Source organism: Clostridium sp. C2-6-12, from assembly GCF_009928485.1.
Classification (GTDB): domain Bacteria; phylum Bacillota; class Clostridia; order Clostridiales; family Clostridiaceae; genus Clostridium.
In genome coordinates this window covers 208173-230714 of the sequence record NZ_JAABNP010000001.1, presented here as the reverse complement: position 1 = coordinate 230714, position 22542 = coordinate 208173, and the positions used below count along the sequence as shown (strand labels likewise).

19 protein-coding genes and 1 riboswitch are annotated in these 22542 nt (G+C 29.1%); all 19 genes read right to left on the bottom strand.

Features of this window, described 5'->3' with window-relative positions; all coding sequences use genetic code 11:
- Nucleotides 1-119: 119 nt before the first annotated feature.
- Nucleotides 120-842: an amino acid ABC transporter ATP-binding protein gene (locus GXK56_RS01050; protein ID WP_160683706.1), complete on the bottom strand. Its 723-nt coding sequence runs from the start codon at nucleotides 840-842 to the stop codon at nucleotides 120-122.
- Complete coding sequence (locus GXK56_RS01045; protein WP_160683703.1) at nucleotides 829-1506, bottom strand: amino acid ABC transporter permease; 678 nt, start codon at nucleotides 1504-1506, stop codon at nucleotides 829-831. The genes GXK56_RS01050 and GXK56_RS01045 overlap by 14 nt, the downstream gene beginning before the upstream one ends.
- Before the next feature lie 314 nt (nucleotides 1507-1820).
- Nucleotides 1821-3020: a M20 family metallopeptidase gene (locus GXK56_RS01040; RefSeq protein WP_160683700.1), complete on the bottom strand. Its 1200-nt coding sequence runs from the start codon at nucleotides 3018-3020 to the stop codon at nucleotides 1821-1823.
- A gap of 181 nt (nucleotides 3021-3201) precedes the next feature.
- Entirely contained in the window at nucleotides 3202-4053 is an 852-nt protein-coding gene (locus tag GXK56_RS01035) for an ABC transporter substrate-binding protein (RefSeq protein WP_160683697.1), read from the bottom strand.
- A gap of 391 nt (nucleotides 4054-4444) precedes the next feature.
- Complete coding sequence (gene helD / locus GXK56_RS01030) at nucleotides 4445-6691, bottom strand: RNA polymerase recycling motor HelD (protein ID WP_160683694.1); 2247 nt, start codon at nucleotides 6689-6691, stop codon at nucleotides 4445-4447.
- Between the two features lie 285 nt (nucleotides 6692-6976).
- On the bottom strand, nucleotides 6977-9112 hold the full coding sequence (gene ftsH / locus GXK56_RS01025; protein ID WP_243155973.1) for an ATP-dependent zinc metalloprotease FtsH: 2136 nt from the start codon (nucleotides 9110-9112) through the stop codon (nucleotides 6977-6979).
- A 56-nt stretch (nucleotides 9113-9168) separates the two neighbouring features.
- Nucleotides 9169-9390 (bottom strand): DUF3006 domain-containing protein, encoded by a 222-nt coding sequence (locus GXK56_RS01020; RefSeq protein ID WP_160683691.1) that lies wholly within the window; start codon nucleotides 9388-9390, stop codon nucleotides 9169-9171.
- 121 nt (nucleotides 9391-9511) lie between these two features.
- Nucleotides 9512-10078: a signal peptidase I gene (gene lepB / locus GXK56_RS01015; RefSeq protein ID WP_160683688.1), complete on the bottom strand. Its 567-nt coding sequence runs from the start codon at nucleotides 10076-10078 to the stop codon at nucleotides 9512-9514.
- Between the two features lie 204 nt (nucleotides 10079-10282).
- Nucleotides 10283-10837 carry a signal peptidase I gene (gene lepB / locus GXK56_RS01010; RefSeq protein ID WP_160683685.1) on the bottom strand — a complete coding sequence of 185 codons (555 nt, stop codon included), beginning with the start codon at nucleotides 10835-10837 and terminating at the stop codon, nucleotides 10283-10285.
- Between the two features lie 291 nt (nucleotides 10838-11128).
- Nucleotides 11129-12427 carry a diaminopimelate decarboxylase gene (gene lysA, locus GXK56_RS01005; RefSeq protein WP_160683682.1) on the bottom strand — a complete coding sequence of 433 codons (1299 nt, stop codon included), beginning with the start codon at nucleotides 12425-12427 and terminating at the stop codon, nucleotides 11129-11131.
- A 519-nt stretch (nucleotides 12428-12946) separates the two neighbouring features.
- Nucleotides 12947-13116, bottom strand: a riboswitch (Lysine riboswitch).
- A gap of 194 nt (nucleotides 13117-13310) precedes the next feature.
- On the bottom strand, nucleotides 13311-13658 hold the full coding sequence (locus GXK56_RS01000) for a single-stranded DNA-binding protein (RefSeq protein WP_160683679.1): 348 nt from the start codon (nucleotides 13656-13658) through the stop codon (nucleotides 13311-13313).
- A gap of 73 nt (nucleotides 13659-13731) precedes the next feature.
- Nucleotides 13732-14565 (bottom strand): YihY/virulence factor BrkB family protein, encoded by an 834-nt coding sequence (locus GXK56_RS00995; RefSeq protein ID WP_160683676.1) that lies wholly within the window; start codon nucleotides 14563-14565, stop codon nucleotides 13732-13734.
- A gap of 221 nt (nucleotides 14566-14786) precedes the next feature.
- Nucleotides 14787-15020: a D-alanine--poly(phosphoribitol) ligase subunit 2 gene (gene dltC, locus GXK56_RS00990; RefSeq protein WP_160683673.1), complete on the bottom strand. Its 234-nt coding sequence runs from the start codon at nucleotides 15018-15020 to the stop codon at nucleotides 14787-14789.
- Nucleotides 15021-15032: 12 nt separating this feature from the next.
- The gene (dltB, locus tag GXK56_RS00985; RefSeq protein ID WP_160683670.1) at nucleotides 15033-16190 is read right to left on the bottom strand and encodes a D-alanyl-lipoteichoic acid biosynthesis protein DltB; all 1158 of its coding nucleotides are present in this window, start codon (nucleotides 16188-16190) and stop codon (nucleotides 15033-15035) included.
- Nucleotides 16187-17701 carry a D-alanine--poly(phosphoribitol) ligase subunit DltA gene (dltA, locus tag GXK56_RS00980; protein ID WP_160683667.1) on the bottom strand — a complete coding sequence of 505 codons (1515 nt, stop codon included), beginning with the start codon at nucleotides 17699-17701 and terminating at the stop codon, nucleotides 16187-16189. Before dltA ends, dltB begins: the two co-directional genes overlap by 4 nt.
- Nucleotides 17702-17830: 129 nt before the next feature.
- Complete coding sequence (gene dltD, locus GXK56_RS00975; protein ID WP_160683664.1) at nucleotides 17831-19015, bottom strand: D-alanyl-lipoteichoic acid biosynthesis protein DltD; 1185 nt, start codon at nucleotides 19013-19015, stop codon at nucleotides 17831-17833.
- Between the two features lie 206 nt (nucleotides 19016-19221).
- Nucleotides 19222-20538 carry a nucleotide sugar dehydrogenase gene (locus tag GXK56_RS00970; RefSeq protein WP_160683661.1) on the bottom strand — a complete coding sequence of 439 codons (1317 nt, stop codon included), beginning with the start codon at nucleotides 20536-20538 and terminating at the stop codon, nucleotides 19222-19224.
- A 28-nt stretch (nucleotides 20539-20566) separates the two neighbouring features.
- Complete coding sequence (locus GXK56_RS00965) at nucleotides 20567-21145, bottom strand: acyltransferase (RefSeq protein WP_160683658.1); 579 nt, start codon at nucleotides 21143-21145, stop codon at nucleotides 20567-20569.
- 46 nt (nucleotides 21146-21191) lie between these two features.
- Nucleotides 21192-22373 (bottom strand): DegT/DnrJ/EryC1/StrS family aminotransferase, encoded by a 1182-nt coding sequence (locus GXK56_RS00960; RefSeq protein ID WP_160683655.1) that lies wholly within the window; start codon nucleotides 22371-22373, stop codon nucleotides 21192-21194.
- Nucleotides 22374-22542: the final 169 nt, after the last annotated feature.

The window sequence follows — 22542 nt, the reverse complement described above, 5'->3', positions numbered from 1 at the left end:
ACTGGCTTTCAAAATCAAAAATTTGTATAACTGGTCTAAACAATAAAAAAGAGAAACAAATCTGACTATATAGATTTGTTTCTCCTTTTTATGTTTACATATTTTACAATATCAAACAATTATAGAACTTTAGATAAAAAGTCAATTGTACGTGAATTCTTAGGATTTTTAAATACTTCCTCAGGAGTTCCTGATTCTATAATTTTTCCACCATCCATGAAAAGTATTCTATCTCCAACTTCTCTTGCAAATCCCATTTCGTGAGTAACAACTACCATTGTCATTCCTTCTTTTGCAAGATCCTTCATAACAGTTAAAACTTCTCCAACCATTTCAGGGTCTAAGGCAGATGTTGGTTCATCAAATAGCATAACATCTGGCTGCATTGCTAAAGCTCTTGCTATCGCTATTCTTTGTTTTTGACCTCCTGATAAGGAAGCTGGATATGCATCTATTTTATCTAACAAGCCTACTTTTTCTAATAAGGATACAGCAATTTTCTTTGCTTCTTCTTGAGATAATCCTTTTACTTTAACAGGTGCTAAGCATATGTTTTCACCAACAGTCTTATGAGGGAATAAATTAAAGTGTTGGAAAACCATACCCATCTTTTCTCTCATCTTATCTATATTAGTTGATTTTGCTGTTATATCATTACCCTCAAAAGTAATTTGACCAGAGGTAGGCACTTCTAATAAGTTAAGACATCTTAAGAACGTACTTTTTCCTGAACCTGATGGGCCTATTACAACTACAACTTCACCTTTTTCAATGTGCTCGTCTATTCCTTTTAGTACTTGATTTTTGCCAAAGCTTTTATGTAAATCCTTAACGTATATCACTTGCCTTCATCCTCCTTTCAACATAACCTAAACCTCTTGTAAGTGTAAATGTTATTATAAAGTAAATAACTGCTGCAACTACTATTGGTTCTAATCCTAAAGCCGTATTTCCTCTTACAGTAGATGCGTTGTACATAAGCTCCGCTACACCAATAACTGAAACCATTGAAGATTCTTTTATTACTGAAATAAATTCATTTCCAAGGGCTGGTAAAATATTCTTAAAAGCTTGAGGTATTATAATTTCAAACATTGCCAATCTTTGATTCATACCTAAACTTCTTGCAGCTTCCATTTGTCCCTTGTCAACTGCATCAATTCCAGCTCTTATTATTTCAGATACGTAAGCTGCTGAATTTAAAGATAAAGCAATTACACCAACAATCAAATCTTCCATTGCAATCCCCATTACCTGAGGCAGACCATTTAATTTAGGAAATCCAATGTAAATAATATATATTTGAACTAACAATGGTGTTCCTCTTACAAATTCAACATAAGCTATTGAAAGCCAAGAAAAAACTTTTATTTTAGAACGTCTTATTAAAGATATAACCAATCCTAGTACTGTTCCACATATAACAGCCAAAAACGCTAATAAAACTGTGATAACTGCACCTCTTAAGTAATATTCGTAATACTTATCCAAAAATGATAGATTCAATACTTTCCCTCCTAATTATTATTTTTTTATTAATATATAAGTTCTAATTAAATTCATAAATTAAAATTTAGCGATTAGATTAGTTAATAGATAATATGTAGGAAGTAAGAGTTGTGGCTTTTCTTCCTCAACTATTCACTTTTACTTCTTACTTCTTACCTAAGTTTAAGTTCCGAATTGTAGCATAGCTATTCTTTTTATAAGTGAATAAATTCTAATTTAATAAAAAATATTTCTCAGATCTTATATATGCAAATGATTATTGTCTATTTATAATTCTCAAACTACATTTCACTATTATAAAGTATTAAACCTTAATTATCAACTTCAAATAAATAATCTAATGCTGTTTGTAAAAATAAAGCCACTCCCTTATATAACAGAGAATCATCCATAAGATATTTTGAATTGTGAAGTGGATATATTATTCCATCTTCAAAGGCCTTAGGGTTATATAAATAAAAATAGCAGCCTTTAACCTTATCAAAGAAGAAGCCAGCATCTTCTGCTCCCATAAGACAGTCATTTTTTCTAATTTGAATTTCATCTTCCTTAAGTATTTTTTTTGATGAATTTATAAATCTGTCTACCATTTCATCATTATTTACAACACCTAAACATCCACCATCAAAATTTAATTCATAATCTGCTCTCATGATTTTGGTTAAACCTGAAACAATTTCCTCAATTCTTTTGACTACATATTTTCTCGTTTGCGCATCTGTATTTCTTGCTGTTCCCTTTATTTCTACCACATCAGGAATAATATTATTAGAATTTCTTCCTCCTTGAATGCTACTGAAGCTAATTACTGTAGGTATAGTTTGTTTTATTTCTCTAGTCAAAATATATTGAATATTATTAATAACTAAGGTAGCAATAGAAATAGGATCTATACATAAATCAGGTGTAGATGCATGACCACCCTTTCCAATTATTTTTATGTTGATTGGATCTTCGAAGGCACTAAGACTTCCATACTTAGCTATTACATCTCCATTTTTGCAATTAGCTGTGTAGTTATCAACATGCAGTGCTAATATTGCATCTACCTTAGGATTTTCTAGCACTCCATCTTCAATCATTGCTAATGCACCACCAGGGGCACATTCTTCTGAAGGTTGAAATATTAATTTGACTTTACCATTTATTAAATCTTCATTTTTTTTAAGTATTTTAGCAGTCCCAAGCAATATTGCCATATGTCCATCATGACCACAAGCATGCATATTGCCGTTTTCAGATTTAAAATCCAAATTTGTTTCTTCTTCAATTTCCAAAGCATCCATATCTGCTCTTATAGCAATTGTTTTGCCTTCTTTGTTTCCTAAAACAGCACATATTCCAGAATGATTTTCGTATGTAACATAATCTATGCCCATTTCCTCTAATCTGCTTTTTACATATTCACAGGTCTTTGGTAAAACCATTCCTATTTCAGGTATTTTATGAAGATCTCTTCTCCATTTTATTAATTCATCATTTATTTCTAAAGCTTCATTCATTATATTCATTTTATAATTACACCTCTATCTTTAATGGTTCTAATAACTTGAAATTACACAGCACTTCAATTAAAAGTTATACAGATGTTATCCTTAATTGTTCTAATAATTTAAGGCATCACAATCTTAAGATTTTAAGATGTGTTGCCTTAATTATTACTACAAATATGTTCTAATTTTTTTGCTATTATTATTCTGTTGCTAATTTATTTGCATCTACAAAGAATTGTTTGATCTTATCTTCTTCTTTTAATTTCTTTAAAGTTTTATTAATTTCTGTTTGTAATTCAGTTGAACCCTTTTTCATAGCTATTGCACATCCACCATCTGGATCTTGAACTTCTAAACCACTTGCAATTGCAATACCTTGGTTCTTTTGAATTGTTAAGTCTGCAACTGTTGATTCAACTAAAACTGCATCTATCTTTTTATTCTTTAAATCTAATACTAAATCTGGAACCTTGTCTAATGCTTTAATGTTTCCAGCTTCAAAATTAGTTTTTGCTATTCCTTCTTGAATTGAACCTTTTTGAACTCCAATTTTCTTCCCTTTTAAATCTTCCATTTTACTTATTCCAGCTTCTTCTCCAGAACGAAGGATAAATCTATGTGTAGCAGTAAAATATATATCAGAGAAATCTGCATTTTGCTTTCTTTCATCTGTTGGAGTCATTCCTGCAAATATCATGTCTACTTTATCAGCTTGAAGTGCTACAAGTAAACCATCAAATGCCATATCTTTTACTTCAAGTTCTACTCCTAAGTCTTTTGCAAATTGTTTTGCAATTTCAATATCAAATCCAACTACTTGATCTTTTCCATCTATTTGTGCATGGAATTCATATGGTGCATAATCTGCACTTGTTCCTACAACAAGCTTCTTTTTAGCTTTTATTGCATCTAATGTTGATGTTTTAGCAGCAGGCGCTGCATTTCCTTCTTTCTTTTCAGTTGTAGCTCCGCCTCCGCAGCCTACCATTCCTATCGCTATAGTTGCTACAGCTGCTATAGCCATTAACTTTTTGATTATTCCCTTTTTCATATAATAATACCTCCAAAATATTTTATTTAATAGTGTAATATTCATACTTATATATCTTACTTCCCCTACTTTACACTATTAATTACTTCCCATTTATTCGATAGCATAATTATACACTTTTTTTTATATTTACTCAATAGTAAATTCTTAATTTTTTTAACTTTTATGCATTAAAATTAAAATTATATTAGTTTTTATTAGTATATCCGTTAATTTATCCTTTTATGTATACAAAATTACCTGCATAAAAATAAATTGCCCTTAACTATTGCTAATAAGGACAATAGTTAAAGACAATTTATATTTATGAAAAATTATTCATCATTATCTTGGTATTTTTCTAGTAGCAGTGACAATTTATTTACTGTGATAACTATCACCTCTTATTTAATTAATATAATGTTGTTTCTATTACAGATAATCTATGAAGAGCCCTTGTACACATTATATATTTTAATAAAGGCTGAATTTCTTTATTATCTACCACTATTACTCCATCAAATTCAAGACCTTTTGCAAGATAAGCAGGTAAAAGCACCTTTCCGCCCTTATAAATCACATCTTCATTGTCTAAACTTTGTATACTTATTTTTTCTTTAATAAGAGATGCATATTCAGACAATTCCTTTTTATCTTTGAATATTACTGCAATATTTTCCAAACCATCTTCTTCATAATCTTCAATTATTGGAAGAAGAACATCTATAAGCTCTTCTTTTGAAGATGCTGTTTCTTCAATTATTGGTTCTCCATTTCTAACTAAAGGAACTATTCTATCTTCATCTACAAATCTATTTGCATATTCCATTATTTCTTGTGTTGATCTGTAGCTCTTATTTAATTCATAAGATTTAATTTCAGCATTTGATTCTTTAAATATTTCATCTAAATGAAGCATTGCAGGTTCTTCATCGATTGTAATCAATCTTTGATTTGAATCTCCTACTATAGTATAGCTTAAACAGCCTGTCATTCCCTTTATTATTTCAAATTGTATAAAGCTATAATCTTGTGCTTCGTCTATTACAATATGTTTAATTTCTGATTTTACCTTTAAGCCTTCTAGTTTTACTCTAAGATAAAGAACTCCCACTAAATCTAAATATCCTAAACTTGATGGATTTCCAGATATAATTTCATAATTATTCTCATTATCTAAGGAAAATTCAACCTTCCTTGACTCATTTAAAATGTTGCTTAAAACTTTCTTATTAACATTTTCTAGAGCTTGTATTCTGTTTAAACATTCTTTAGAATTCATAATGCTCATATATATGTTTATTACTGACTCAGATTTAAGCCAGCTATCAACCTCTTTACGAGAATTTATAACTTCCCTTATTATTTCTCTTATTTTTATTTTTCTTAAATATTCTATATTTCCTTTTTCTACTTCAAGATCTTCTGGTGATAAATTATTTATCTTTTCTTTCATTTCAGCATTTAATTTATAAACATGCTCATCTCTTTTATCCTTAATCTTAGAAGTTAAAATTCTTCTTATTTTTTCGCTTCTTCTAAACAAAGGCATATCTTTATAATATCCATTAAACATTTCTTTAATATCTGAAACAGATACAATTTCTTCTTCATAAAATTTAACTGGTATTATTTTAAAATATTCTTCCTCTAAAGTTTCTATCAGTAAATCTAATAATTGAACATATTTTTTTGAAGTCTTAAATTGATATTCTTTTAAAACTTCTTCATTTCCATTTATAGCATCTTCTATATAATTTTCAAAACTCTTTGAATTTAAGTGTTCTAAACCAAGTTCCTTTTTAACGAAATTTTCAAATGTACTTTGCTTTACATTTCCTTCTCCTAGTGTTGGAAGAACTTGACCAATATAATCCATAAATATATCATTAGGTCCAAAAATTAATACCTTGTCTCCAAATAATTTTCTAAAATTATAAAGTAAATAAGATACTCTATGAAGTGCAATTGTAGTTTTTCCTGAACCAGCAACACCGTTAACAACAACTACCTTATTTCTATCTTCTCTTATAATTTCGTCCTGTTCCTGTTGAATAGTCATTACTATATCTTTTAACTTATCTGAAGAATTTTCGGTTAAAACCATTTGAAGTATTTCATCTTTAACATCCAAAGCTGAATCAAATACTCCCTTTAACTGTCCCTTCTTAACTATAAGCTGTTTTCTTGCTAATATATCGGCTTTTCTTTCTCCTGATGGTGGATTATATGTAGCTTCCCCAAGGCTCCCCTTATAAAATAAAGCCGCAATGGGAGCTCTCCAGTCTACAATTAAAGGTTCATAGCTGCCTTCTAATGTTAACCCATATCTACCTATATACATATCTTCTGGAATATCTTCATCTTCTTTAAAGGTGACTTTTCCAAAGTAAGGAACTTCCTTAAGTTTAGTATACTCCATAAGTCTTTTATCTATTGTCTTATAAGCTTCTTCTTGAACATAGTTTTCATGGTCAAAGTAATCTATAACCTGATCTTCATCATCCTTATATTCTTCAACATACTTTTTTCTTGCATCAAGAATATACTTTGTAACATTCTTTCTCTTTTCTAAGTAGTTTAATATTTCTTTATTTAATATATCTGTAATTTCTTGCAGTTTACTTTCTTCTTTTAAAAAATCTAAATCTTTATTCATACTACACCCCTTTGATCAGTTAGCAGTTAACAGTTTAAAGTTAACAGTTATGGTTGAAACCCTGTAAGGTTTCTTTTGAATTTTTAGTTTAAAAAAGCTTATGCTTTTTCCTTTATTGTTAATTTTACATTTTAAATTGTTAATTGGATATATAATTTTTTAGGTTTAAAATGCACAATGTTGAGCTTTAAACTTTTTAGTTTTTACTCACATTGTGCATTAATGATTATTTTTTATTGTAAATTATATATCAGAACTTATGAGTTCCGCTATTTCTAATTTTGTTTACCAAGTAGGTCCATTATTTTCTGTGTCATTATTTTTGTTTTCTGCATTGGCACTTACATCATTTATCTTATTTGAACTATCCTCATTAACATTACCTGCTATTTCTCTTGTATCTGCATTTTCAGATTCTAGTGAATTAGCTGGATTTATAATGTCAGCTTCTGCCTTTTGGTTAGAAGTAATAGTTTTATCATCTATTACTGTGTTTAAAGAATTCTTTTTAGCTCTTCTTTCTTGTAATTCTTTAACACGTTTTTCATTTTCTGATTTTTCCTTTTCTTTTTCTTCCTTCATTTCAGGATATTTCTCATAAACAATATCAAAGAATTCATCTCCAAATATAGTTTCCTTTTCTAAAAGAACTTCAGAAATCTTATCTAATAAATCTCTATTTTCTCTAAGAAGCTTTCTTGCGTTTGCATGAGCCTCTCTTATTATCTTTAAAGTTTCTTCGTCTAAAATAGTTGAAGTTTCTTCACTACAATTTCTAACAGCTCTTCCATCTAAGTATCTATTTTGTACAGATTCTAAAGCCATCATATCAAATCTATCACTCATACCATAAATAGAAACCATACTTCTAGCTGATGCAGTAGCTCTTTCAATATCATTTGAAGCTCCTGTGGATACTAAATTAAACACTTCTTCTTCTGCTGATCTACCACCAAGCATAACTGTTATTTGATTTATTATTTCTTCTCTTGATGTTAAGTATTTTTCTTCTTCTGGCAGCTGCATAGTGTAACCTAATGCACCCATTGTTCTAGGTACTATTGTAATTTTATGAACTGGATCTGTTCCCTTAAGCATTGCTGCAACAAGTGCGTGACCTACTTCATGGAAAGCAACCACTTCTCTTTCCTTAGGCGATAAGATCCTATCCTTCTTTTCCTTACCAGCTATTATAACTTCAACAGCTTCTCTTAAATCTTCTTGAAGAACAGCTTTTCTTCTTCTTCTTACAGCTCTTAAAGCACCTTCATTAATAATATTAGCAAGGTCAGCTCCTACAGCTCCTGGAGTACTTCTTGCAATTTCAGTTAAATCTACATCTTGAGCCAAGATTACATCCTTAGCATGAACTGCAAGTATAGCTTCTCTTCCTTTAAAGTCTGGTCTATCAACTATAACTCTTCTATCAAATCTACCTGGTCTAAGCAAAGCTTTATCAAGTATTTCCGGTCTATTTGTAGCTCCAAGTAAAACTACACCCTTTGAAGAATCAAATCCATCCATTTCAGAAAGCAATTGATTTAAAGTTTGCTCTCTTTCATCATTACTTTGCATTTGATTATCTCTGCTCTTACCAATTGCATCAATTTCATCTATAAATATAATACATGGTGCTTTTGCAACAGCATCCTTAAATAATTCTCTAACTCTTGAAGCACCAACTCCGACAAACATTTCAACAAAACTTGAACCTGAAAGAGAGAAAAATGGTACTTTAGCTTCTCCTGCAACAGCTTTTGCAATAAGTGTTTTACCTGTTCCTGGAGGTCCTACAAGCAGAACTCCCTTAGGAAGCTTAGCTCCAATTTGAGTATATTTATCAGGTGCATTTAAGAAGTCTATAACTTCCTTTAAGGATTCTTTGGCTTCCTCCTGCCCTGCTACATCATCAAAGGTTACTTTTATTTCGCTTTCCATATAAACCTTGGCGTTGTTTTTACCGATGCCCATGACACCGCCTCCGCCGCCTCCCATTTTAGAGAACATAAATCTCCATAGGAAGAATATAGCTACCATTGGCAATATCCAAGTAAGTAAAAAATTCATAATTGGAGTTTCTTTAGGATTTTTCCCTGTAAAATTAACTCCAGCTTCATTTAACTTTGTTATTAAAGTTTGATCATTAATATTAGCTGTATATAAAGTTTTACCCTTATATTCCTCATTTTTTTCACTTGGTGTTATTATTAAATTTTCACTTGTAATAACTACTTCTGAAATCTCTTTGTTTTCTAACAATCTTGTAAAATCATTATAGTTAATTTGCCTTGTTGTTGCTGTATCTCTTGCATAATTAAAAGCAAGTAAGAATGCAAAAGCTATTAAAAAATAAGTAATTGCAACTGTAATTGAATTCTTATTTTTATTATTTTTGTTGTTTCCATTATTATCATTCGGCATCTAATCACCTTCCCAAATCTTTATTATTTTTTCTATAGTAATATTTATCGATTAGATTATTCTTTCCACATATCCTTTGTAATATCCTCTATTTCTTTTCTTCTATTCAATGTGAATGTGTGGTCTATTTCAAAATATTCTCCTCGATTAACCAAAATATCTCCATCCTTGAACTCTCCTTTAATTTTATCTTTAGCTATTCTATACATATCCCCATTTTCTTTTTCAACAACTGCATAATTTTCTTCAATTCTATCTACTATATACTTCTCATTCATTTTCCAACCCCCATTTCTATAGCTGTAAATCAATTCAAAGATCAGCTAGAATATACATACTAATTGGTAATAGTTATTGTAATTATATCCCATTCTTCATAATTATAAACTCGTCGAACGCTTATCTAAGATTTCCAAAATCCTTAATTGGATAATATTTAATTCTTGCTTTTCCTTGTATATCAGAAGCATCTATATATGGATTAATCCAGAATCTTGCATCATTTGAACGAGCTCTGTTATCTCCTAAGAAAAAGAATTTATTAGGCGGTACATCATATACAAGTTTCTTATTAATTATCTCATTATTTTTTACATAATCCTCTTTAATGTCCTCTCCATTTACGTTAACAATACCTTCATGTATTTCAATATGATCTCCAGGCAGTCCAATGGCTCTCTTTATGAGTATCTCATTAAGTTCATCTGAATAAAATACAATTATATCTCCTCTTTGAATTTTACTTGTATCATAAACTTTAGTCACAATTAATTTGTCATTCACATTTAGTGTAGGAACCATAGATTCACTTGGTATATAAACATTATAAACTACAAATTTATTTATTAAAAATGCAAATCCCATTGCAGCTATGATAGGAATTACCCATTCTCTAATAAATCCATTCTTTGCAAAAATAAATGCAAACAATGATTTTTTTTCTGAATTTTCTTCATTTAATTCCATTATACTCTCACTTTCTCAAAATAAATCTTCTTAACTTATAATAATCATCATATTTTGATTTAGATGGTTAATATAATATTTTAATACTTTTTATACTTTTTTTCAACATCAACTTTCTTGGTAGATACAGGATACAATCCCAGTATCTTTTGTAAATTTTATCTTTCCCTAAATTTAAATTTTATATGTCTTCATTTTTACATATTATTTATAAATTTCAAATTGATTTACTGGATAATACTTTATTCTTGCCTTCCCTTCTATTTGGGACTTATCAACATAAGGATTTTTCCACTCTCTTGAATCACTGGAGTTTGGTCTGTTATCACCTAAAAAGAAATACTTTCCTTGTGGCACTTGATAAATACCATTAGAATGATCTTTATTCTTAACATAATCTTCTTGGAGCTGCTCTCCATTCCTAAAAACAACACCATTTTTAATTTCTATTTTATCTCCCGGAAGTCCTATCAATCTTTTTATCAATATATCATTATTGTATTCCTCCTGTTTAAATAAAACGATATCTCCTTCTTTTAAACTGTCAAAATCATGGACTCTCGTTACAATGAGCCTATCTTTGACTCCTAAGGTTGGAATCATAGAACCACTTGTAATCCAAACACCATATCCAACAAAATTCCATATAAACAGTGCTATGCACGCTACAATAGCTATATCTATAATCCATTCTTTTATTGTAGCTTTTTTCTTAAGCTTTTTGTTTTTTACTATGTCGGTCTCACCATTCTCTTCCATAATACTATGCCCCCAATCCAATATGCTAATTGACGATTAAGCACTCATTATTCATTAAATTTTATTCTATATATTAGTATAACATATTTTTTTCTTTTAAATATTTACAAGTTGTGAATTTTTAAACACAATTCTTCAATTTTAATAACAAAAAGCTGTTAAAATTGAAATTGATCCTATCAGCTAGACTTGATCTATTTCTATTTACAACAGCTTTTTCTTTTTATCTACTAAAAATATATATTTGTCTTTATAATTTCAACTAATCAACGCTTCTTTTTAATGCTATACTTACTCAATCACATCGTTTTTTAATATATCTTCGTAAGTTTCTCTTCTGCAGACAAGTCTTGCCTGATTATCTTTAACCATTACAACTGCTGGCTTTGGTATTCTATTATAATTACTAGACATAGAATAACCATAAGCTCCTGTAGTCGCTATAGCTAAGATATCACCACTTTTTATTTCTGGAAGACTAACATGCTCTAATAAAATATCACCTGATTCGCAGCACTTACCTGCAATAGTTACAGTTTCTTCTGCTTCACCTTTCATTCTATTTGCAACAGCACATTCATATTCTGCATTATAAAGAGCTGGTCTTATATTATCAGTCATCCCTCCATCAACAGAAACATATTTTCTAACCTTTGGAATCTCTTTTACTGCCCCTATAGTATATAAAGTAGTTCCAGCGTTAGCTACAATACTTCTTCCTGGTTCTATTGTAAGAATTGGTCTTTCCTGACCAGTTCTTTTGCAAACCTCATCAACTTTATTAATTATGGTATTGCAATATTCTTCTGTTGTTCTTGGCTCATCCTGATCTGTATAATATATTCCAAAGCCACCACCAAAGTCTATTTCTTTTATTAAGTAATCAAGATTTTCTTTAGTAGTTCTTACAAGCTCTAACATTATCTCCACAGCATCTTCATACGGTTCTAAATCAAATATTTGAGATCCAATATGACAATGTATACCTGCAAGATTTATATTTGGTAAGCTTATAGCTTTTTTAATAGCATCTTCAATAACATTTTCAACTGGTGCAAATCCAAATTTTGAATCTATTTGCCCTGTTTTTATATACTCATGTGTATGAGCTTCAATCCCAGGAGTTATTCTTAAATAGATATTTTGAACTTTATTATATTGCTTAGCCAAATCACTTAATGCTTCCATTTCATAATAATTATCTACAACGAAATTTCCAACTCCAAATTTTACTCCAAGTTCAATTTCATCTAAAGTTTTATTATTCCCATGGAACATTACTTTTTCAAGAGGAAAACCTGCTTTATAAGCTGTATAAAGTTCACCACCTGAAACCACATCTAAGCACATATTTTCTTCCTTTAACAGCTTACACATTTGAACATTCAAAAATGCTTTTCCTGCAAAAGCAACTCTGTTATTATTTTCTTCACATTTAAAATATTTTCTATAATCTAAGCAATATTCTCTTATTAAAGCTTCATCAAATACATATAATGGACTTCCAAATTCCTTCACTAAATTTTCAGCACTAACTCCACCAATTGTTAATTGATTATCCACTACCTTCATTGTTCCAAATAATTTCATCTTGCTAACCCCCGATTAATTTTACTTTTGCTATTTTTACTTTAGAAAAGCCCTAAGGCTTTTCTTCCCCAACTGTTAACTGTTAATTAATTATCTAAATCCCCTTAGAATTTATTGCTTAACTATTGCTCATTTTTCTCTGCATAATCTGCAGCTACTACTTACAGTTACCATATAAACAATTACCCATTTTCCTGTATTCACATCTGAACTTAATTTTATTTAGAAAGCTAGCCCTGCAATAAAATACAATCTCGAGAACTTAGTATTTTATTTCTTTCTAAACTATCAGAAATCGAATATCCCCACTGACTCACTGCCACCTACAAAAAAACGCCACAGAACATATCTGTGACGAGTGGTAAAAGCATATATGCTAAATTTCTATGCAAAACATTTCCATTAATTATTAATTTATCAAAAATATATTGTTATTTAGCCTTAAAAATATTTATACACTATTTATCTTTCAAAACCTTAACTCATATTTATTAATTTTTAACTCTTAATGAAAATCAATGCCCTTGTAGCTCAACACTTTTCGTGACAGCTATTCATATATTCTATGAATATCCAGAAATAAATCCCTGCATATAAATTTATCTCTTCGGCTATAATACCTTTTAGCATAAATCAACGCCTGCCGACTCCTTATACTTACTCTTTATTACAGCACCTCTACCCCAGGTCATGTTATATTATCATATTATTAAACTGTTACAAATATGATACCATACTTTTAAGTTAAATCAACAATTTTTTTATCATTGGAAATAAATATCTCTTTTACAACATACATTTTTACCATTATATATAATTATTGGTTAAAATATACTGCAAAAAATTTTATAGGTCTTTCACCTTTAACTTTAAATATTCTTTATTAATTTTCTGATGCATGTTGATCTGACTTTTTGCTTTCAATAAACTTAAAGTCTTCTGCAACAACTTCGGCTATATATTTTCTATTTCCAGCTTCATCATCATAACTTCCTGTCCTTAGTCTTCCACTTACTGTTATAAGGCTACCCTTTTTCATGTATTTTACTATAACCTCTGCTTTTTTTCCAAAAACTCTTATTGGAATAAAATCAGCTTCTCTTACACCATCTGGTAATCTAAAATTCCTTTGTACTGCAATGATAAATTTAGTATAGACCTTATCGCCATTTTCACTATGTCTAAGTTCAGGGTCCTTTACTAATCTTCCTAATAATATTATTTTATTCATATCTTGCCTCCTGAATATTTTTTCTTTAAAGTTATATCCAATTTAGCAATTTATATTCAATAAATAATATTTTCTAAACTTTACCTTTAAGTTTTTCTATTACAAAATTTATTTCTACTCCAAAAATAAATATTATTGATATAATAAATAACCACGTCATAAGTACGAATACTGCTCCTAAGCTTCCATAAAATCTAGAATAATTATTGAAATTATCAATATAAAATGAAAATCCAAATGATACTAGCACCCATCCAAATGTACTAAATATAGCTCCTGGAATCACTTCTTTCCAGGTTAATTTTTTAGCTGGTGCAAGTTTATAAATAACTACAAATATAAATATCATAACTACGACTATGAATACATATCTAAAAATATTCCAAAGAATTATTAGTACCTTATAAAGCGAAAGATTACTTTTCATATAATTTCCTATTACATTTCCAAATACCAACATTCCCAATGCTAATATAATAATTATAGCCAATCCAAATATACCAAGCATAGATATAATAGAAAGCTTTACAAAAGATCTATCTTCTTTAAAGTGATAGGCTTTATTTACGCTTTTTATTACGGCCTTAAATGCAGATGACGAGGTCCATATCATTAATAATATGGATACCCATAATAATCCTGTATATTGATTATCAAATATCTCTTTAACTGTTGACTGAGTTAATTCTAAAACACTTCTAGGTAACATAACATCTAATCCCACTAAAATATCTCTTGAATTTAATTTACTGAATCCAGCTAAGGTCATTAGAAATAACATAAATGGGAAAAAAGATAATACTAAGTAATAGGCCATTTGAGATGCTAATGCAAATACATCATCTTCGTTAATTTTGTATAAAAGATCTTTAAATAAAGTTTTCAAATTAAAATTCAATCTTTTCATTTAACCACCAAATTTCATTAACATAATATTTTATTTTACTCCATTTTAGCACATATATTCATAAAATATTTTAGATTTACTACAAAGATTTATTGCAACTAAAAATCTATTTAGGAAACTTAAACAAAGAAAAACCATGTTGATTTAGTTTTACCTAAATTAAATCAACATGGTCATTTTTATAAATATAAGATTTAATTAATATATGGCTTATTCTCAAATTAAGATAATTTAGTTTGTAAGAATTCTATTAAGTTATTAACTGTTGCCATATCTTTTCTTTCTAAATCAGTAGGTTGTAGTTTTAATCCAAAGATTTCTTCAATCTTTAATAAAACTTCTATTATTCCTAGCGAATCAAGTAACCCTGCTTCGAATAAATCAGTGTCTTTTTCCTCTGCTATATCATCACTACCTGTTATTTCAATTAACATATCTAATACTTTTTCTTCCATTTTTAATTCCTCCTATTTTTTAAATAAATATCCTGAAAATAATAATAACCCAAAACACGCTATATGAAAAGTTACTGCTATTTGAGCATATTGAAACCACTTTTCTTTTTTATGAGCTTTATAAAACTTTGATTTACGTTGATATATATCAGTTAAAACTAATGCTGCTCCTTGATATAATCCATATAGTATATAAAACCATTCTAATCCATGCCAGATCCCCATGACTCCCATTGTTATCATTTGTCCTACATGAGATGCAATGATTCTATTTTTAAACCTTTTGTTTCTCATACTATTTAAAACAAATCTTGAATATATGTAATCCCCAAACCATTTTGATAATGATATGTGCCATCTATTCCAAAATTCTTTCATATCTTTACTTAGGAATGGCTTATTAAAGTTCTCTGGAGTTCTAACTCCCAAAATATAACTAGTACCTACTGCAAATGCACTATATCCTGCAAAATCAAAAAATAAATACAAACTATATGCATACATATAATTTAATGAATTTATTAAAGTTATATCTTTAGGAATTTTATCCATCCACAAAGTACTGATTAAGGCAGATAATACAAACTTATAGCCTATTCCTCTTACTATATGCTCAATTCCAGGTATTAAATAATCATTTATATATTCTTTTCTTTCTATTTTTCTTTCTAAATCCTCATTAAACCTTCTTGATCTATCTATAGGTCCAGACGTTAATACAGGGAAAAATATAAAGAAATACAATGTATCTATAAACTTTATTTCTTTAATGGTATTATCATATATTTCAATAATCATTTGTATAGCTTTGAAGTTAAGGTATGATAAGCCTATAAAGCCTATTGTATTAAATCTTGTTATAGGACTTACCTTTAAAATAATTATAGGTGTAATGGAAAGAAATAACACTAAGTAATATAGATACTTATTGTCTGTTTTCTTTCTAAGCATAGAATATCCTTTAATTAATATTAATTCACCAGCCAAAAACATAAAAAACAATAGCATTTGTCTGCTTTTATAACCAAAGGTAGGGACTATTATTAATATTGATAAAAACAATCCATAATACTTAATTCTTTTTTGCATCACGCCTAAGATTATAGAAGGTATTAGAGATATCATTAATATATATAAATAAAAATAATCTCCATATTGAGTTAATGTCATCTTAGATCCTCCATAAGCTTCTTTCTGTCAATCTTCCCATTTGTATTTTGAGGGAATTGTTTTAAAATCTTAATGTTTCTAGGAATCATGTATTCTGGTATAAACTTCTTTAATTCATTTTTAATTAATGTAGCATTCTTTAAATTAGATAAATCATTTTCTACATTAAGAACTACAAAAGCAGTTAAATGAGAAATCTTATTATCTTCATTAAATACAGGTAAAACTGCTACATTATTAATATTTTCAAGTTTTCTGAAGTTATTTTCTATATCTTCAATTTCTATTCTAAATCCATTTAATTTTATTTGAAAATCTTTTCTTCCAGAATAATATAAGATTCCATTATCATAATATCCTAAATCACCAGTTCTATATCCTTGTCTATTATCTGAAGTTTGGAAAAATGCCTTGTTAGTCATTTCTGGATTATTAAGATATCCTATACTTACACTATCTCCTATTATAACAAGTTCACCTTTTTCACCATCACTTAAATTGTTTCCTTGTTCATCTTCTATTCGGAGTTCACAATTAGGCATTGGATAACCTATTGGCAATTCCTTTTCATCTTCTATCATTTTTTCATCAATGTCAATTACTGAAATAGCAACTGTTGCTTCTGTTGGTCCATAAGCATTTATTACTTTAGCATTTGGAAATCTTTCTATAAGTGTTTTTGCTGTATTCTTAGTAAGCACTTCCCCTATGAAGATAAACTTTGAAATTTTATTCATAACAGTTCCATTAAAATCATCAAATTTACAACATATATCAGCTAAGGTAGGTGTTGAAACCCAACATTCTACATCTGATTCAGCTAATTGATTGAACATTTCACGCAAATCTTGCAGTGTACTTTTAGCTAAGCTGAATAATGTTTTTCCATTACATAAGCCTAAATATAATGGAACTACTGATAGATCAAAAGAATAAGCAGGTTGATTTAACATTACTGTTGAACTTTCATCCATATATGTATCTTTTTCAAACCAGCTGATGAAAGAATCTAAATTTCTTTTATTTATTTGTACTCCCTTAGGTTTTCCTGTACTTCCAGAGGTAAATAAAATATAACAATTATCTTCGTCCTGAACCCAATTTTCCTTTTTTACTGTGATTGCAATTTCGCTGTTAAAAATATTATTTATTTCTTCTAAATTAAATTTTTGAGCTCCATTTGCTTCTATAGGATATTCAGTACAGTTAAATACGATTTTAGGTTTAACTTCACCTATTACCTGACTTATTCTATCAGCTGGGAAAGATATATCTAACGGAACATATGCTCTACCAGATTTTAACGCGCCCATCATTATAGGTAGAATTTCATTTTCTTTGTTTCCATAAACAACGATTGGTGTTCTATCTTCTTTAAACTCTTCCAATAAAAAAGTTGCTATTTTGTTTGAAAAATCACTTAATTGTTTATAAGTTAATTCTTTTTCTAAACATTTAACTGCTACTCTTTCAGTACTTGCAAACTTATCAATACTTTCTAATATTTTCATGATCCCGTCCCCCACTATTATTAAAATTGATTATATACAAATGGCATGTCACTTAATGAATAGAAAAAATACACTATTAGTGCCAATACTATAGTTACCGATAATATTATAGTTCTTTTTAATTCTGTATTATTTATTAAAGTGCTTATAAATCTCTTCACTTACTTTAAGCCACCCTTCTTTTCCTAAATGCATTATATCCACTAAAAAGTCTTTTTCATAATCATAATTTCCTAAATCAAGTACATCTAATCCATCAGCATTAGCAAGACCCTTTACTTTTTCATAGTATGCATCTCTTTTTTCCTTTTCTAAGCCTAAATGATCATCATACCAACCATTAACTGGAGGCAATATGATGTATGGTTTCATATTAAGATCTTTACATACACCTAAAAGAAATTTGTAATCATCCATTTCTCTTGAATTAACTAGATCCATATTGCTATATCTACCTTTAACAGTATCTTCTACTGATGCTATTCTATTGTTGTAGTACTCATCTGTAAGATGAAATTTGTTGGTAGATGGAATTTCACTATTTTCTTTTTGAATCTTATCATATTCTTCTTTCCAATTAACTTCTTTATATTCTGAATTATTTTGTTTATCTGGAAGTTCTTTTAATTTTTTATAAATCAAAGCTTTATCCTTAATATTGGATAAATATTCATTAACCTCATAATATGGTTTAAAAGCTAACAACACAGCATTTTTAAGTGGGTTTTCAGAATAGTATAATCGTGCATATAAAGCTTCTGCATGATATTTGTTAGCACCTGTTAGCATCTGATATACTCTTTTAGCATAATAAATCTTATTTTCTTCACTTATTTTAGGATTATTCAAAAAGTTATAAAATTGTATATCTGAAAAATTAACAACAAAATCTCCTGCATCCATACCGTGTAAATTTTCAAACCATTGAATTGAAACTATTAATGCTATTCTTTGATTTTCTTTTAAATCACAGCTTCCAAGCAGAGTAGCTTGTTGCAAATCTTGAGTGTATGCACGTCCAAAACAACTAACATTATATTCAGCTCCTTTAAATGGGAAAAAATTAATTGAATTTTGCGGAACTGAAACCCCAATTTCTGATGAACCCATTAAAAACAAATCACCTTTTTCAGCTAAAATATTTTTAATTATAACACTTCTATCTTTAGTTAAATCTCCATAATTACGGCCAATTTGTGAAGGATTTTTTTGTTTTACCAAATCCGCTATTTGTTTATCTAAAAAGTTATTAATTGCTATTACACTTATAAACGCAACTAATATTGGTATAAAAAAACTCATTATTTTCTTCATTAATAGCAACCTCTTCATCTTAAATTAATATTTAAAGCATATAAAAGAAAATAACTAACCAATATACTCCATTTTGTACTATAATGTCATTGCAAAGTTTTACTACAACCTTACCATAGCGCAATTGCATCTATTTTATATAGCACAAAATATAAATCATATACTAATTGTTATTTTCTTAGATGCCTTAAATTATTTGAGACAACTTATAACTTATAAATTTTTTCTCTATTATTAATAACATTTTTAGTTGCATTTCTTGTGTCGTATACAACTTTAGCTCTAGCTACAATTGCTTCATAATCGTAACAACTATGATTTGTTGTTATAACTACAATATCTGAATCATCTATAACTTCTGTCCAATCTACTGAATGATAAGTTTTATCCTTATACTTAGATACTGGACAATATGGATCATTAACCATAAGATCAGCACCATTCTTTTCCAACAATTCTATTACCTTAAATGCTGGTGATTCTCTATAATCATCTATATCATTTTTGTAAGCAACGCCTAATAAAAGGACTTTAGCTCCATTTAATGCTTTCTTATTTTTATTTAGAATTTTCATTACATTATCTAATACAAAATCAGCCATTGAGTCATTGATTTCCCCTGATGTTGCAATTAATTTTGTATGATAATCATATTCCTTTGCCTTCCATTCTAAATAGAATGGATCAAGTGGTATACAATGTCCCCCTAAACCTGGACCTGGATAAAATGGCATAAATCCATAAGGCTTAGTTTTAGCAGCATCAATAACTTCCCATACATCAATTCCCATTCTATTACATAAAATAGCCATTTCATTAGCTAATCCAATGTTTATATTTCTAAAAGTATTTTCTAATATTTTTTCCATTTCAGCTACCGCTGGTGATGATACAGTGTGTATATCTCCTTCTAAAACATTTCTATATAATGCTGCTGCAACTTCTGTACAATCTTCTGTGCATCCCCCAACAACCTTTGGAGTATTTTTAGTGTTAAAGTCCTTATTACCTGGATCAACTCTTTCTGGAGAAAATGCTAAGAAGAAATCTTCTCCACATTTAAGACCACTTTCTTCTAGAATTGGTTTAAGAACTTCTTCAGTAGTTCCTGGATAAGTAGTACTTTCTAAAATTACAAGCATACCCTTATGTAAATATTCTGCAACACTTTTTGTTGAATTTACTACATATGATAAATCTGGTTGCTTATATAAATCTAATGGTGTAGGAACACAAATACAAATAGTGTCTACATCTTTTACAAAGCTAAAATCTGTAGTAGCTTTTAAAAGCTTTCCTTCCACTATTTTTTTTAGATTTTCATCCACTACATCCCCTATATAATTCTTTCCTTCATTAACAAAATTAACTTTCCAGTCTTGAACATCAAATCCAATAGTTTGATATCCAGCGTTAGCCTTTTCTACAGCTAATGGTAACCCAACATAACCAAGTCCCACTACACCAACTTTAGCTGTTTTATTATTTATTTTATCCAATAATTGTTGTTTTAATATTGACATGTTATACCTCCACTTTTTCAGTTAACAATTAACAGTTAACAGATTCAACTATTCCATTTTCTTTTTTATATTCTTCTCCACACGCTGTGCATGTGGCATGATCTTCTTTGAACCTTAATTTTTCTCCGCATTTACATACATATCCTAGCAGGCCTGCTGGGTTTCCAACAACTAGAGCATAATCAGGAATATGTTTAGTAACAACAGCTCCTGCACCAACAAGTGCATATTTACCTATATTATGACCACATACTATAGTAACATTTGCTCCTATAGATGCGCCTTTTCCAATTATTGTTTCCTTATATTCACTCTTTCTTTCAATGAAACTTCTTGGATTTACTACATTTGTAAATACACATGATGGTCCTAAAAACACATCATCTTCACAAATTACTCCAGTATAAACAGATACATTGTTTTGAATCTTAACACCATTTCCAAGCTTTACACCTGGTGATATAACAACGTTCTGTCCTATATTACATTTTTCCCCGATTTCACAATTGCTCATAATGTGAGAAAAGTGCCATATCTTTGTTCCATCTCCTATTTTAACATTGTCATCTACATAGCTAGATTCGTGAACAAAATAATTATTATCCATAAACTAATCCTCACCTAATCTTCATGTTATTTATTATAATATTGGTTTATTCTTTTATACTTTCAACAATATAATTTACTTCTTCTTCAGTTAACTCTGGATAAACTGGTATTGCAAAAGTTCTATGTGATAGATATTCTGCAACTGGCATATCACCTTCTTTATATCCAAGATTTTTATATACTTTTTGAAGATGTAATGGTACAGGATAATATACTCCTGTTGCTACACCTTTTTCCTTAAGCTTATTTAGCATAGCTTCTCTATTTTCTGATTGAATTATATACATATGATATACAGGTTCATTTTCTTCACTAATAAACGGAGTTACTAAATCAGTATCCTTTAGCTTTTCATCATATATTTTAGAAATCTCTCTTCTTTTTGCATTCCAGCTGTCTATATGAGGTAATTTCACTCTCAAAATTGCTGCTTGAATTGCATCTAATCTTGTATTATATCCAATTAAATAATTATAATATTTTAACGGATTATATACTGTATCATCAGCATTTTGAACTGTTGCAACTTCTTCAGTTATGTTATTTAATAAATTATACGCCTTTTGACCATTTTCTCCACTTCCATGTGTTCTTAAGGCTCTAGCTATTGTTGCAACATTATCATCATCTGTTACAATCATTCCGCCATCTCCTGCACATCCAAGGTTCTTAGTTGGAAAGAATGAGAAACATGCAACGTCTCCTAATGTCCCAATTTTTCTATTCTTATATTTACCACCAATTGCTTGACACGCATCTTCTATAACCTTTAAATTATGTTTTTTAGCTATTTCATTTATTTCATCCATCTTTGCACTTTGGCCAAAAATGTGCACTGGAACAATTGCTTTTGTCTTACTAGTTATCTTTTCTTCTATCTTAACTGGATCTATATTAAAAGTGTCCTTTTCTACATCTACAAATACAGGTATTGCTCCAACTGCTGAAATAGTTTCTGCTGTAGCAAAAAAAGTAAATGGTGTAGTAATAACTTCATCTCCATGCCCTATTCCTAAAGATTTTAATGCAATAACCAAAGCATCAGTTCCATTACCTACTGATATTGCATGTTTAACTCCTATATATTCTGCAAATTCTTTTTCAAATCCTGTTACATTACTTCCCATAATATAACTTGCAGAAGAAAGAACTTCTTTAGTTACTCTATCTAAATCTTCAGAAATAGACTTATATTGAGCTTTTAAATCAATTAATGGAATATTCATTTTCCTCGCTCCTTAATTCTACTTTAAAATATCTTATTAAATTTCATCTTGTTCCTTAAAGTGAAACTTTTCAGGTGAAGTTTTTATACTCCAACTGAATTTAGTTGAACTTATCCAGGAGCGTGCAGCCGTTAACTTCCACTTAAGCACAGGACCAAAATCTGTGATT